The 12,870-nt window shown below is 68.3% G+C and carries 16 protein-coding genes; 6 read left to right on the top strand and 10 right to left on the bottom strand.

What is annotated here, in order from left to right; all coding sequences use genetic code 11:
* Window positions 1-54 precede the first annotated feature (54 nt).
* Together rpoH and PKO50_RS28675 are read left to right on the top strand one after the other, a co-directional pair.
* Window positions 55-909 (top strand): RNA polymerase sigma factor RpoH, encoded by an 855-nt coding sequence (gene rpoH / locus PKO50_RS28680; protein WP_109934086.1) that lies wholly within the window; start codon window positions 55-57, stop codon window positions 907-909.
* 79 nt (window positions 910-988) lie between these two features.
* A complete protein-coding gene (locus tag PKO50_RS28675) occupies window positions 989-1,591 on the top strand; it encodes a hypothetical protein (protein WP_109934087.1) in 603 nt (200 codons plus the stop codon).
* Window positions 1,592-1,598: 7 nt separating this feature from the next.
* On the opposite strand, the gene mtgA is transcribed toward PKO50_RS28675, so the two are convergent.
* Window positions 1,599-2,291 carry a monofunctional biosynthetic peptidoglycan transglycosylase gene (gene mtgA, locus PKO50_RS28670; protein ID WP_109934088.1) on the bottom strand — a complete coding sequence of 231 codons (693 nt, stop codon included), beginning with the start codon at window positions 2,289-2,291 and terminating at the stop codon, window positions 1,599-1,601.
* A gap of 62 nt (window positions 2,292-2,353) precedes the next feature.
* Between mtgA and PKO50_RS28665 the strand changes: the two genes are divergently transcribed.
* The 4 genes from PKO50_RS28665 to trmB all read left to right on the top strand — a co-directional run bounded on the left by PKO50_RS28665 (window position 2,354) and on the right by trmB (window position 4,703).
* Window positions 2,354-2,728 (top strand): DUF423 domain-containing protein, encoded by a 375-nt coding sequence (locus PKO50_RS28665; protein ID WP_089390965.1) that lies wholly within the window; start codon window positions 2,354-2,356, stop codon window positions 2,726-2,728.
* Window positions 2,729-2,828: 100 nt separating this feature from the next.
* Window positions 2,829-3,029: a sulfur carrier protein ThiS gene (thiS, locus tag PKO50_RS28660; protein ID WP_089390964.1), complete on the top strand. Its 201-nt coding sequence runs from the start codon at window positions 2,829-2,831 to the stop codon at window positions 3,027-3,029.
* Window positions 3,030-3,086: 57 nt separating this feature from the next.
* Window positions 3,087-3,893 carry a thiazole synthase gene (locus PKO50_RS28655; protein WP_275627914.1) on the top strand — a complete coding sequence of 269 codons (807 nt, stop codon included), beginning with the start codon at window positions 3,087-3,089 and terminating at the stop codon, window positions 3,891-3,893.
* Between the two features lie 138 nt (window positions 3,894-4,031).
* Window positions 4,032-4,703 (top strand): tRNA (guanosine(46)-N7)-methyltransferase TrmB, encoded by a 672-nt coding sequence (trmB, locus tag PKO50_RS28650; protein WP_275630541.1) that lies wholly within the window; start codon window positions 4,032-4,034, stop codon window positions 4,701-4,703.
* Between the two features lie 501 nt (window positions 4,704-5,204).
* Here the strand turns inward: trmB and PKO50_RS28645 are convergent.
* The 9 genes from PKO50_RS28645 to PKO50_RS28605 all read right to left on the bottom strand — a co-directional run bounded on the left by PKO50_RS28645 (window position 5,205) and on the right by PKO50_RS28605 (window position 12,827).
* Window positions 5,205-5,459, bottom strand: coding sequence for a hypothetical protein (locus PKO50_RS28645; RefSeq protein ID WP_009615219.1), 255 nt, complete (start codon window positions 5,457-5,459; stop codon window positions 5,205-5,207).
* Window positions 5,460-5,509: 50 nt separating this feature from the next.
* Entirely contained in the window at window positions 5,510-5,833 is a 324-nt protein-coding gene (locus tag PKO50_RS28640) for a DUF3392 domain-containing protein (protein ID WP_009615221.1), read from the bottom strand.
* A gap of 60 nt (window positions 5,834-5,893) precedes the next feature.
* Window positions 5,894-6,733 carry a glycosyltransferase gene (locus PKO50_RS28635; protein WP_275627913.1) on the bottom strand — a complete coding sequence of 280 codons (840 nt, stop codon included), beginning with the start codon at window positions 6,731-6,733 and terminating at the stop codon, window positions 5,894-5,896.
* An 18-nt stretch (window positions 6,734-6,751) separates the two neighbouring features.
* A complete protein-coding gene (gene hemW, locus PKO50_RS28630; RefSeq protein ID WP_275627912.1) occupies window positions 6,752-7,918 on the bottom strand; it encodes a radical SAM family heme chaperone HemW in 1,167 nt (388 codons plus the stop codon).
* A gap of 41 nt (window positions 7,919-7,959) precedes the next feature.
* Window positions 7,960-8,553, bottom strand: a complete 594-nt coding sequence (gene rdgB, locus PKO50_RS28625; RefSeq protein WP_275627911.1) for an RdgB/HAM1 family non-canonical purine NTP pyrophosphatase — start codon at window positions 8,551-8,553, stop codon at window positions 7,960-7,962.
* A complete protein-coding gene (locus tag PKO50_RS28620; protein WP_109932587.1) occupies window positions 8,550-8,972 on the bottom strand; it encodes a DUF4426 domain-containing protein in 423 nt (140 codons plus the stop codon). Before PKO50_RS28620 ends, rdgB begins: the two co-directional genes overlap by 4 nt.
* 36 nt (window positions 8,973-9,008) lie before the next feature.
* Entirely contained in the window at window positions 9,009-9,629 is a 621-nt protein-coding gene (gene metW / locus PKO50_RS28615) for a methionine biosynthesis protein MetW (protein ID WP_109932585.1), read from the bottom strand.
* A gap of 9 nt (window positions 9,630-9,638) precedes the next feature.
* The gene (locus PKO50_RS28610) at window positions 9,639-10,778 is read right to left on the bottom strand and encodes a homoserine O-acetyltransferase (protein ID WP_109932583.1); all 1,140 of its coding nucleotides are present in this window, start codon (window positions 10,776-10,778) and stop codon (window positions 9,639-9,641) included.
* A gap of 81 nt (window positions 10,779-10,859) precedes the next feature.
* Window positions 10,860-12,827: a dynamin-like GTPase family protein gene (locus PKO50_RS28605; protein ID WP_109932581.1), complete on the bottom strand. Its 1,968-nt coding sequence runs from the start codon at window positions 12,825-12,827 to the stop codon at window positions 10,860-10,862.
* Window positions 12,828-12,870 lie beyond the last annotated feature (43 nt).

Here is a 12,870-nt window from a genome sequence, read left to right as displayed (position 1 = left end):
CAGTCAGATCGCCCAGTGCTACACTGCGCGAGTTTCGTGAATCGGAGGATTCGCATGACCACTTCCCTGCAACCTGTCTATGCCCTGGTTCCCGGTGCAAACCTGGAAGCCTACGTGCACTCGGTGAACAGCATCCCGCTGTTGACGCCGGAGCAGGAGCGCGAGCTGGCCGAACGCCTCTTCTATGAGCAAGATCTGGAAGCGGCACGGCAAATGGTGCTGGCGCACCTGCGCTTCGTCGTGCACATCGCCCGGAGTTATTCCGGGTACGGCCTGGCCCAGGCCGATCTGATCCAGGAGGGTAACGTCGGCCTGATGAAGGCCGTGAAGCGCTTCAACCCGGAAATGGGTGTGCGTCTGGTGTCCTTCGCCGTGCATTGGATCAAGGCGGAAATCCACGAGTTCATCCTGCGCAACTGGCGGATCGTCAAGGTCGCCACCACCAAGGCGCAGCGCAAGCTGTTCTTCAACCTGCGCAGCCAGAAGAAGCGTCTGGCCTGGCTGAGCAACGACGAAGTCGAGCGCGTGGCCGAGAGCCTGGGCGTGGAAGCCCGGGAAGTGCGCGAGATGGAAAGCCGCCTGAGCGGCCAGGACATGGCCTTCGACCCGGCGGCCGACGCCGACGACGAAAGCGCCTACCAGTCCCCGGCGCACTACCTGGAAGACCATCGCTACGACCCGGCGCGCCAGCTGGAGGAAGCGGACTGGAGCGACAGCTCCACCGCCAGCCTGCACGAGGCGCTGGAAGGCCTGGACGAGCGCAGCCGCGACATCCTCCACCAGCGCTGGCTGGCCGAGGAGAAGGCGACGCTGCACGACCTGGCGGCCAAGTACAACGTGTCCGCCGAGCGCATCCGTCAGCTGGAAAAGAACGCGATGAACAAGCTCAAGGGGCGCATCGAGGCATAAGCGCCCGCTGCACCGCTAGACTGAAGACCGCACCCCTCGGGGTGCGGTTTTTTTCTGCCCGCGCATGCCCGGAGACCCGATGCCCCGACTACGCCCGGCCCATGGCCTGCTGATCCTCGCCTTTGCCTTGCTGGCCTTCGCCGCCGGGCTCTGGGTGGCGCGCTCCACGACGCCGCTGCCGCCGCCGGCCTGGCTGGAGGACTGGCAGCGCGAGGTGTTCGGGCCCCTGGCCGACGGCACCCTCGACCTCGGCCAGTTGCACAGTTGGCAGGACGGCGCGCTGTGGCTGACCCGTGACGGGCAGGGCGCCCAGCTGAGCTACCGCGGCACCCTGGGTACGCCCGACGGTCCCTGGCGGGTGGAGGCCGAGCTGGTGCTGAGCGACGAGGAACGCGGCAGCCTGCAGAAGGCTACCGGCATAGCGCCGGGGGCGCCCGACCAGCCGCTCAGCGACGGCATGCTGGAGCAACTGCGCCGGCAGGCGGTGGCCTCGGTGCTGCTGGCGCCCAGCCAGGCGCTGAGCGTCGGCCGCCTGGTGGCCAGCTTCGGCCCGCCGCGCCTGCGCCTGCAGACCGACCGCGGCGAGGCCTGGATCTACCCCGAGCGCGGCCTGACGCTGCTGCACCGCAATGGCGAGCTGGTCTGGCTGCAGGTGGTACCACGGGAGAGCCTGGCGCACTGAGCGCGGCTCAGCGCAGGCGCTCCAGGTAATCGGGGCCGCCGAGCTGCCACATCTGCTGGCGGATCCAGGCGGCGCGCTGGCGGACGTAGCCGCTGGGGCGCGCGGCGCTCCACTGGCGCGGGTTGGGCAGCACTGCGGCGAGCTGCGCGGCCTGCTGCGCCGACAGGCGGCTGGCGTCGACGCCGAAGTGATGGCGCGCGGCGGCCTGGGCGCCGAACACGCCGTCGTCCCACTCGGCGCTGTTCAGGTAGACCTCGAGGATGCGCTGCTTCGGCCAGAAGGTCTCCAGCAGCAGCGTGAACCAGGCTTCCAGGCCCTTGCGCAGCCAGCTGCGGCCGGGCCAGAGGAACAGGTTCTTGGCGGTCTGCTGGCTGATGGTGCTGGCCCCGCGAATGCTCTTGCCGCGGCCGTTGTGGGCCAGGGCCTGCTCGATGGCCGGCAGGTCGAAGCCGTGGTGCTCGGCGAACTTCTGGTCCTCGCCGGCGATGACCGCCACCTTGAGGTTGCCGGAAATCTCGTCCCAGCTGCGCCAGTCGCGCTGCAGGTCGATGGGCTGGCCATTGAACCAGGACTGTACCTTGCGCTCGACCATCAGCATGCTGCCCGGCGGCGGCACCCAGCGCAGGACGACGACCACGGCCACGCTGCCCAGGGCGAAGTAGAGAAGAAACTTGATCAGGCGGCGGAACAGAGTGCGCATGGGTTTTCCCGGGCGATAGTGCGCGTCATTATAACGGGCTTGACCTTCCAGGGAGTTTTCCCATGTTGCGTACCTTCCTGCTGTTCGCCGCCTTCTTCGGCTTCACCGGCGTGGCCCTCGGCGCCTTCGCCGCCCATGGCCTGAAGAGCCGGCTGAGCGCCGACTACCTGGCGATCTTCCAGACCGGCGTGCACTACCAGATGCTCCACGCCCTGGCCCTGTTCGGCGTGGCGCTGCTCTCGGCGCACCTGGGCGGGCGCCTGGTGGGCTTCGCCGGCGGGTTCTTCGTCGCCGGCATCCTGATCTTCTCCGGCAGCCTCTACCTGCTGACCCTGACCGCCACCCCGGTGCTCGGCGCCATCACCCCCATCGGCGGCGTCTGCTTCCTCGCCGGCTGGCTGTGCCTGGGCCTGGCGGCCTGGAGGCTGACGGGCTGACCCGGACGTCAGAATCGCCGGCCGATGGCCCGCTTGCGCCTTGGTCATCGCCGGCTCTCGGGCTAGAATGCCCACCCCTCCAATCGCGACGGTGCTGCCCATGCATATCCAGTTGAACGGCGAACCCTACGAGCTGCCCGACGGCCAGAGCGTGGCCCACCTGCTCGAGCGCCTGGAACTGGGAGGGCGCCGCGTCGCGGTCGAACTGAACCTGGACATAGTGCCGCGCAGCCAGCACGCCGCCACCGCCCTCCGCGAGGGTGACCAGGTGGAAGTGGTGCAGGCCATCGGCGGCGGCTAGGCCGCCGTCCACCGAATTCAGGCCCCGCCCCACCCGCTTTTGCTGAGGAAAGATCCGATGAGCCAAGCCTCTTCCACCCTGCCGGTCGACAAGCCTTTCACCCTCGCCGGGCGTACCTATGAGTCGCGCCTGCTGGTGGGCACCGGCAAGTACAAGGATCTCGACGAGACGCGCCGCGCCATCGAGGCCTCCGGCGCGCAGATCGTCACCGTGGCGGTGCGCCGCACCAACATCGGCCAGAACCCCGGCGAGCCGAACCTGCTCGACGTGATCCCGCCGGACCGCTACACCATCCTGCCGAACACCGCCGGCTGCTACGACGCCGTGGAAGCGGTGCGCACCTGCCGCCTGGCCCGCGAGCTGCTGGACGGCCACAACCTGGTGAAGCTGGAAGTGCTGGCCGACCAGAAGACCCTGTTCCCCAACGTCGTGGAAACCCTCAAGGCCGCCGAAGTGCTGGTCAAGGACGGCTTCGACGTGATGGTGTACACCAGCGACGACCCCATCATCGCCCGCCAGCTGGCCGAGATCGGCTGCATCGCGGTGATGCCGCTGGCCGGCCTGATCGGCTCCGGCCTGGGCATCTGCAACCCCTACAACCTGCGCATCATCCTCGAGGAAGCCAGCGTTCCCGTGCTGGTGGACGCCGGCGTGGGCACCGCCTCCGACGCCACCATCGCCATGGAACTGGGCTGCGAGGCGGTGCTGATGAACACCGCCATCGCCCACGCGCAGAACCCGGTGATGATGGCCGAGGCCATGAAGCACGCCATCGTCGCCGGTCGCCTGGCCTACCTGGCCGGGCGCATGCCGCGCAAACTGTACGCCAGCGCCTCCTCGCCGATGAGCGGCCTGATCGGCTGATCCCGGCGCGGCGCCCCGAGCGGGCCGGCTCGCCAGGCGCGGGCCGGCCCGTCGTCACTTTCACTGCCCCGTTTTTTCCAAGGTCCGAACATGAGCGATACCCAGCAGCCCCAGGCCGAGCAGGCCACCGACCGGCCGATGCGCACCATCAAGAGCTTCGTGATGCGCGCCGGGCGCATGACCGAAGGCCAGCAGCGCGGCCTCGACCAGGGCTGGCCGCGCTTCGGCCTGGAGCTGGCCGACGGCCTGCGCGACTTCGACCAGGTGTTCGGGCGCAAGGCCCCGCGCACCTTCGAGATCGGCTTCGGCATGGGCCACGCCACCCTGGAGATGGCCGCCGCGGCGCCGGACCAGGACTTCATCGGCGTCGAAGTGCACCGCCCGGGTGTGGGCGCGCTGCTCAACGGCATGCTGACGCAGGACCTGAGCAATATCCGCGTCTACAGCTGCGACGCCCTGGAAGTGCTGCGCGACTGCGTGGCCGACGCCAGCCTCGACCGCGTGCTGCTGTTCTTCCCCGACCCCTGGCACAAGGCGCGCCACCACAAGCGCCGCATCGTCCAGCCGGCCTGGGCGGAACTGGTGCGCAGCAAGCTGAAGGTCGGCGGCATCCTGCACATGGCCACCGACTGGGAACAGTACGCCGAGCACATGCTGGAAGTGATGAACGCCGCGCCCGGCTACCGCAACCTGTCCCCGGACAACACCTACGTGCCGCGCCCGGAAGAGCGCCCGGTGACCAAGTTCGAGCGTCGCGGCGAACGCCTCGGCCACGGCGTCTGGGACCTGAAGTTCCAGCGCGTCGACTGAGCCGCCGAAACGTCCTGCACGCTGTAGGAGCGGGCCCTGCCCGCGATTTCGCGCGCAGGGCGCGCTCCTACAGGGGAATGGCGTGCGTGGCGCGGTGTAGGAGCGGATCTCATCCGCGAACCGCGCCGGAACCTCCGGCCATCGCGGACAAGGTCCGCTCCTACGGGCGGGAGGTGTGCGTAGGGCGTATAACCGTTCGCGGTTATCCGCCGTTGGCCCTGAGCCGCCGAAACGTCCTGCACGCTGTAGGAGCGGGCCCTGCCCGCGATCGCGCGCAGGGCGCGCTCCTACAGGGGAATGGCGTAGGTGGCGCGGTGTAGGAGCGGATCTCATCCGCGAACCGCGCCGGAATCTCCGGCCATCGCGGACAAGGTCCGCTCCGGGCGGGAGGTGTGCGTAGGGCGCATAACCGTTCGCGGTTATCCGCCGCTGGCCCTGGCGCGAAGGTCGACGGCGGATAACGCCTGGGGCGTTATGCGCCCTACGGCTTGCCGCTCGCGCTCAGTCGATCAACTCGGCGCCGACCACGGTGATGTCCGGCAGGCTCAGCGGCGCCGGGGTGATCTGCAGGTACTTGATGCTGCTGCGCGGGATCAGCAGCAGGTCGCCATCCACCTCGATGCTCAGGCAGGGCGACTCCAGCTGCTTGCGGATGCCCTGCGCCACCTCCACCGGGTCCTCGCTCTGTTGCGGGAAGCGCAGCGCCAGGCGCTGGCCGTCGACGAAGTGCAGGTACAGGTGCTTGATCGGTTTCATGGCGTTTCCCCAGTTGCGCGTTGGCTACTGGGGAAACACTAGCAGGCCCGTCAGCTGCGGTCGGCGATCATGCCGATGATGAAGAACAGCAACAGCAGCACCGGCGCCAGGGTGTAGTTGTTGAAGTAGTTCAGGCCGTGGGCCACCCAGGGGGTGACGAAGACCATGGCCAGGCCGTAGCCCACGGCGCAGATGAGCACGAACAGCAGGGTGCGGAAGACGAAGTTCAGGCTGCCGATGCGCTGCTGCACCCAGGCGTTGATCGCCGGGCCGAACAGCACCAGCAGGGTGGCCATGATCGCCAGGGCGATATCGGACAGATGGCTGCGGCTCCAGCGGGAGGCGCTGGCGATCAGGTCGAGGGCGAAGTCCATGCAGGCTCCTTGGTCGGGGGCGGTCGACGGGGGAGTTTACCCGAGCGACGGGTGGGTGGTTCAGCCGCCAGGCGTTTTTCGCAGCAGCAGCTGCAACGTCTTCCAGGCCAGTTTCTTCTCGCGGAACATCAGAAGCTGCTTGATCAGGCGCAGTGGCAGGTGGCGCCGGTAACTGGCGAAGAGCTCGGTGCGGTACTGGCTGTAGTAGCGATACTCCGACTCGTAGATGCTTTCGTAGCGGGCCCGGGAAACCTGGTTGCGGTTGCTGATCGAGAGGTTCTGGCGGACCCGGGCGGCCATGACGTAGACCTGTTTGCCGTCGGACAGTGCGCGGTGGAAGGCCCAGTGGTCCAGGTAGTCCAGCGGGAAGTCGGGGTTGAAGCCGCCGATCCGGGCCAGCCAGGCCGTGCGCCAGCAGGCGCCGGAATTGATCGCGGTCACCTGGTGCCTGCGATAGCCGGCCTCGATGCCTTCCGCGCTGGCGCGCACGCGGCTGTTGTCCATGGGCGAGACCTGGCGCTGGCCATCGCTGACTTGTGGCACCAGGCAGACGCAATCGACGGCCAGGCCATCGGCCCGCTCCGTCAGCTCCTGGAAGTACGCCTCCGGCAGCCGGGTGTCCTGGTCGAGCAGCAGCAGCCAGTCGCTGCCGCGCTCGCGGGCATCGCGCAGCGCCAGGTTGTAGGCCGCGGCAAGGCCCGGGTTGCTCGGGTCATGCCTGTAGTGCACGGCGATGGGGTATTCGCCGGGCGGCAGTGCCTGGGGCGTGGGGCTGTTGTCGTGGATGACCAGGCTGAAGTCATGGGCGGCCAGCAGGGCCAGGTTCTGCAGAAGGCTGCGGAAGCTCTGCGAATCGCTGAGCTTTTCCTTGTAGATCACCAGGACGATGGTCGCTCGCATGCCGCGCGCTGGCCTCCCTCAGGGCAGGAACTGCTGCAGCAGGTCGTTGAGGAACAGCTGGCCGCGCTCGGTCGGCCGCAGGCGCTCGTCGTCCTCGGCCAGCAGGCCCTGGGCGCGGGCTTCGCGGCAGGCTTCGGCGATGGCTTGCAGGGGCTGGCTGGTGCGTTGCTCGAACAGCGCCGCCGGGACGCCGTCCACCAGGCGCAGGGCGTTCATCATGAACTCGAAGGGCAGGTCGGCCGCTTCCAGTTCGCGCTCGCCGGCCTGGAAGGCCTTGGCCGGGTTCAGGTAGTCCTTCGGCAGGCGCGTCTTCCAGGTGCGCAGGATGCGGCCCTGCGGGCTGCTCAGCTTGGCGTGGGCGCCGGCGCCCAGGCCGAGGAAGTCGCCGAAGGTCCAGTAGTTGAGGTTGTGCCGGGCGCGCAGGCCGTCGCGGGCGTAGGCCGAGGTCTCGTACTGCCGGTAGCCCGCCTGCGCCAGGCGGGCCTGGCCGGCTTCCTGGATTTCCCACAGGGCGTCGTCTTCCGGCAGTTCCGGCGGCTGGCTCCAGAACACCGTGTTCGGCTCCATGGTCAACTGGTACCAGGACAGGTGCGTCGGGGCCAGGGCGATGGCCTGCTCCAGGTCGGCCAGGGCGTCGGCCACGCTCTGCTGCGGCAGGCCGTGCATCAGGTCCAGGTTGAAGTTGTCGAAGCCGGCGCGGCGCGCCATGTCCGCCGCGCGCACGGCTTCGCCGCCGTCGTGGATGCGGCCCAGGGCCTTGAGCTTGTCGGCCTGGAAGCTCTGCACGCCGATGGACAGGCGGTTGATGCCCAGGGCCCGGTAGTCGGCGAACTTGGCCTGTTCGAAGGTGCCGGGGTTGGCTTCCAGGGTGATCTCGATGCCTGGCTCGAAACCGACTTCGCGCTCCAGGCCTTCGAGGATGTGGCCCAGGGCCTGGGCGGAGAACAGGCTGGGGGTGCCGCCGCCGAAGAAGACCGAGGTCAGCTTGCGCCCGTGGACGTGCCGCCGGTCAGCCGCCAGGTCGGCCAGCAGCGCCTGGACGTAGGCGTCCTCGGGCAGCTCCGGGCCGGCGGCATGGGAGTTGAAGTCGCAGTACGGGCATTTGCGCACGCACCAGGGGATATGGACGTAGGCCGCCAGGGGCGGCAGCTGAAAGCGGCGAGCTTCAAGCTGCAAGCTGTCCATGCTTTCACTTGTCGCTTGCGGCTTGTGGCTCGCCGCTGCCTTCATAACCCCAACCGCTGCTTCAGCAGGGCCATGGCGCGGGCGCGGTGGCTCAGGCGGTTCTTCTGCTCGGGGGGCAGTTCGGCGCTGGAGCAGCCGCTTTCGGGCACCCAGAACAGCGGGTCGTAGCCGAAGCCGTGCTCGCCGCGGGCCTCGCGCAGGATGCTGCCTTCCCAGATGCCTTCGCAGAGGATCGGCAGCGGGTCGTCGGCGTGCCGTACCAGGGCCAGGACGCAGACGAACTGCGCGCCGCGCTCTTCGTCCGGCACCTCGCGCAGGGCGTCCAGCAGCTTGGCGTTGTTCGCCGCGTCACCCTTGCCGTCGGCGTAGCGCGCGGAATAGATGCCCGGCGCGCCGCCGAGATGGTCCACCGCCAGGCCCGAGTCGTCGGCCAGCGCCGGCAGCCCGGAGATGCGCGCGGCGTTGCGCGCCTTGAGGATGGCGTTCTCGACGAAGGACAGGCCGGTTTCCTCCGGCTCCACGTCGCTGAACTCGCCGATGGAGCGCACCTTCACGTGGGCGCCCAGCATGGCCTGGAGCTCCTTGAGTTTGCCGGCGTTGTGACTGGCCAGCACCAGTTGGTCGAGCTTGATCATTCGTCTGGGTAGATTTCCTGCATGAACTCGAAGCTTTGCGGGGCTTCGGAGCCCTTTTGTACCTGGATGTCGAAGGTCAGGGTGTCACGGCCTTCGATGGGGAACTGGGCGATGTGGTAGACCGCGCCTTCCTCGACCACCCGCTTGAAGGTCAGCGGGGTCGACTGGCCCATGAGGTTCTTGGCGGTGCCGGAGACGGTGACCTGGGCCGGCTTGCCGCTGGCGTCCAGCGGCACGATGTTGATCACACCCTGGGCCTTGCTGCGCACCACGCCGACGGCCGCGGCGACCTTGGGCTGGAGGAAGCTGGAGTTGTAGACGCTGTAGTGGACCTTGAGGTCCCCCAGCGTGGTGGCCTGCTCGGCGAAGGCCGGCAGGGCCAGGAACAGGCAGAACAGCAGGGAGGCTAGGCGGCGCATGGTTTTCTTCTCCTGGGTTTCGGGGCCCCGGGCGGTTCAGACGGCGATGCGGTGGTCCGGCAGGCTTGGACCGCTGACCCGGTAGATACCGATTTCACCCAACAGATTAGGCCAAACTCGGCAGGACCAGCGATGACGGTGGTCACGGTCCACCGCCAGGCGGTCGAGCACCCGCAGGCGCTGCTCGCGGCACAGCGCCTCGAAGTCCTTGAAGGTGCAGAAGTGGATGTTCGGCGTGTTGTACCAGGTGTAGGGAAGGAATTCCGACACCGGCATGCGGCCATTGCGCGCCAGGTACCAGCGGCAGCGCCAGTGGCCGAAATTGGGGAAGGTGATGATGCAGGTGCGGCCGACGCGGAGCATTTCCTCGAGGATCCTGTCCGGATAGTGCACGGCCTGCAGGGCCTGGGTCATGACCACCACGTCGAAGCTGTTGCTGGCGAAGCTGCCGAGGCCCTTGTCCAGGTCCTGCTCGATGACGTTCACCCCGCGTTCGACGCATTTGGCGATGTTCTCGCTGTCGATCTCCAGGCCATAGCCGGTCACCTGCTTGTGTTCGGCCAGCCAGGCGAGTAGTTCGCCGTCGCCGCAGCCCAGGTCGAGCACCCGGCTGCCGGCGGGGATCCAGTCTTGGATGATTTCCAGGTCGGCGCGCATGGGGCTTCCTTATACGCTGATGCGGTTCATGTAGGCGCTGAAGGCCTGCAGGTAGCGGGGGATCGGCATGAGGAAGGCGTCGTGGCCCTGGGGCGCGTCGATCTCCAGGTAGCAGACGTTCTTCTTCGCCGCGATCAGGGCGTCGACGATCTCCCGCGAGCGCGCCGGGGAGAAGCGCCAGTCGGTGGTGAAGGACATCACGCAGAAGTCCGCCTTCACTCCGGCCAGGGTGCGCACCAGGTCGCCGTCGTGGGCGGAGGCCGGGTCGAAGTAGTCCAGCGCCTTGGTCATCAGCAGGTAGGTGTTGGCGTCGAAGCGGGTGGAGAACTCCTCGCCCTGGTAGCGCAGGTAGCTCTCGACCTGGAATTCGACGTTGTAGAGGTCGTAGTTGAGCTTCTCGGCCTTGCGGTCGCGGCCGAACTTCTCGCCCATGGCGTCATCGGACAGGTAGGTGATGTGCCCGACCATGCGCGCCAGGCGCAGGCCGTGGCGCGGTATAACGCCCTGTTCCTGGAAGTGCCCGCCGAGGAACTCCGGGTCGGAGAGGATGGCCTGGCGCGCCACTTCGTTGAAGGCGATGTTCTGCGCCGAGAGCTTGGGCGCGCTGGCGATGCACAGGCAGTGGCGCACGCGCTCGGGGTAGCTGATGGTCCACTGCAGCGCCTGCATGCCGCCGAGGCTGCCGCCGACGATCGCGGCCCACTGCGCGATGCCCAGGCGGTCGGCCAGGCGCGCCTGGCTGTTGACCCAGTCTTCCACGGTGACCACCGGGAAATCGGAGCCGTAGACGCGGCCGGTGGCCGGGTCGAGGTTGGTGGGGCCGGTGGAGCCGTTGCAGCCGCCGAGGTTGTTCAGCGCGACCACGAAGAACTTGCGGGTGTCGATGGCCTTGCCCGGGCCGATGCAACTGTCCCACCAGCCCGGCTTGCGCTCGTCGGGGCTGTGGTAGCCGGCGGCGTGGTGGTGGCCGGAAAGCGCATGGCAGATCAGCACGGCGTTGCTCGCCGTGGCGTTCAGCTCGCCGTAGGTCTCGATCACCAGCTGGTATTCGGGCAGCGTCCTGCCGCTGGCCAGGGCCAGGGGTTCGCTGAAGTGCAGCGTCTGGGGAGAGACCAGACCGACGGAATCTTCGGGGAAGACTGTTGGCATCGACCCAGCTCATGAATAAAAGGAGGGCGCCAGTCTAAAGAGCACCGCCCCCTGCGGCAAGGCCGGGCCTGCCGCAGGCGTTCAGGCGCGCTGCGAGCCGGGCAGGGCGACCACGCGGGCCTGGCGTTGCAGCGGCGAGGGGCGGCGCAGCAGGCGGAGGATGTCCGAGGCTTCGGCCAGCTGTTTCTCCAGCTCTTCCTGGTAGCGCGCCATGAGCAGCGCGCGCTGGCGCACCTGCTGGGTTTCCTGGGCCAGGGCCTTCAGGCGCAGCATGTGGGTTTCCAGCAGCTGCTTGTTCTCCAGGGTGTACTGCATCAGCGGCATCAGGGCGTCGGTGGCCCAGCGCTCGACTTCCTCGCGCACGCGCTGGTGCAGCAGGATCACCTCCTGGGCCAGGGTGGCGATGAAGCGCCGCGTCAGCAGGCGCTGTTCGGTGAGCAGGGTCTTGAGCTGCAGGCGGAAGCGGTCGGCCTGGTCGCGCAGCCGGGCCAGTTCGCGCTGGTAGCCGGCGACGTCGAAGCGTGGGGCGTCCAGGGCGTTCAGCGGGTTTTCCTGGTTGTGCCGCAGGTAGATGGCCTCGACCATGCGGTTGCCCAGCTCGGCCTCGTGCTGCAGGCTGTGCAGGTCGCCCTCCACGGCCTGGAAGAAGTTCAGGATGGCCTGGTTGATGCCCAGGGTGGTCCAGCTGCCGCGCAGTTTCTCGTGGACCTTGGCCAGGTGCTGCTGCAGGCGTTCGGCGCGCACGGTCTGGCCGAGCAGTTCGCCCTGGCGGCGCAGCAGGCGCTGGTTGGTCTTCAGGTTGAGCAGGCGGCGGTGATGGCGACCGTGGTCCTCCTTGGTCCGCGCGGTCAGCTCGAACAGCAGCTGGCCGCTGTCCTGCTGCTGGCCCTCGAGCAGCGCCTGCTGCTCGCGCAGGCGCTCCAGGCGGGCGCGCAGGCTGTGCTGGCTGTTGTTCAGCAGGGCCAGCACCTGGCCGAGCACGGCGCCCTCCAGCAGGCGCTCCTTGTCCGCCACTATGCGTTCGCAGAGCAGGTTCTCCAGGCTTTCCAGCTGGCTGCGGGCGAGCAGTTCGCCGTCCTTGCGCACCTTGGCCAGCAGCGCCTGCTTGGCCGACAGCGGCAGCACCGCGTCGCGGGCGATGCCCAGTTGCCGCGCAGTGGCGTCGCGCACGCGCTGGATGGCGTTCTGCACGAAGGCCTCGCCGGCCAGGTCGTCCCAGAGCACGTCGATCTTGTTCAGCACCGCGTACAGGGTGCACTGGCCGTCTTCCACCAGGTGCCGCACGTGCTCCTGCCAGACCGCCAGGTCCGAGGCGGTGACGCCGGTGTCGGCGGCCAGCAGGAAGACCACCGCCTGGGCGCTGGGCAGCATCGACAGGGTCAGTTCCGGCTCGCTGCCCAGGGCGTTCAGCCCGGGGGTGTCGAGGATGCGCAGGCCCTGGCGCAGCAGCGGGTGGTCGAAGTTGACCAGGGCGTGGCGCCAGGCCGGCACGTGCACGTGGCCGGGGCGTTCGGCGGCTTCGAGCATGTCCGGGAGGAAGCCGAGCTGGATCGCCTGCTCCACCGGCAGGCTCTTGGTCCGGGCGATCTGCGCGAAGGCCTGGGCCATGTTGGCCGGGTCGGAGGTGTCCAGGGGGATGTTCACCCAGTGCCGCGGCACCTGCTTGAAGCGGGCGATGCTGGCGTCGGCCACCCGCGTCTCGATGGGCAGCAGGCGGATGTAGGGGCGTTCGGAGCGCGGGTCGAAGAAGATCTCGGTGGGGCACATGGTGGTGCGCCCGGCCTGGGACGGCAGCATGCGCTGGCCGTACTCGGAGAAGAACAGGCTGTTGATCAGCTCGGTCTTGCCGCGGGAGAACTCGCCGACGAAGGCCAGGGTGATGTGGTCCAGGCGCAGCAGGCGCAGGGCGCGCTCCAGGCGCGCGTCTATGTCCGCGCTGTTCAGCCGGCTCTGCTCCAGCCAGCTGCGGTAGCGGATGATGTCCCGGACCAGTTCCCGCTTCCAGGTGACGTAGGCGTCGATCTGCTGACTGAGTCGCTCCATGCTCATCCAGGCGGTCCTGTGCTTGCGCGTCCTGCGCGAGAGAAGAATG

This window comes from Pseudomonas sp. 273 (assembly GCF_029201425.1).
GTDB classification, from domain to species: Bacteria; Pseudomonadota; Gammaproteobacteria; order Pseudomonadales; family Pseudomonadaceae; genus Pseudomonas; species Pseudomonas delhiensis.
This window is presented reverse-complemented; position numbering and strand designations above follow the sequence as displayed.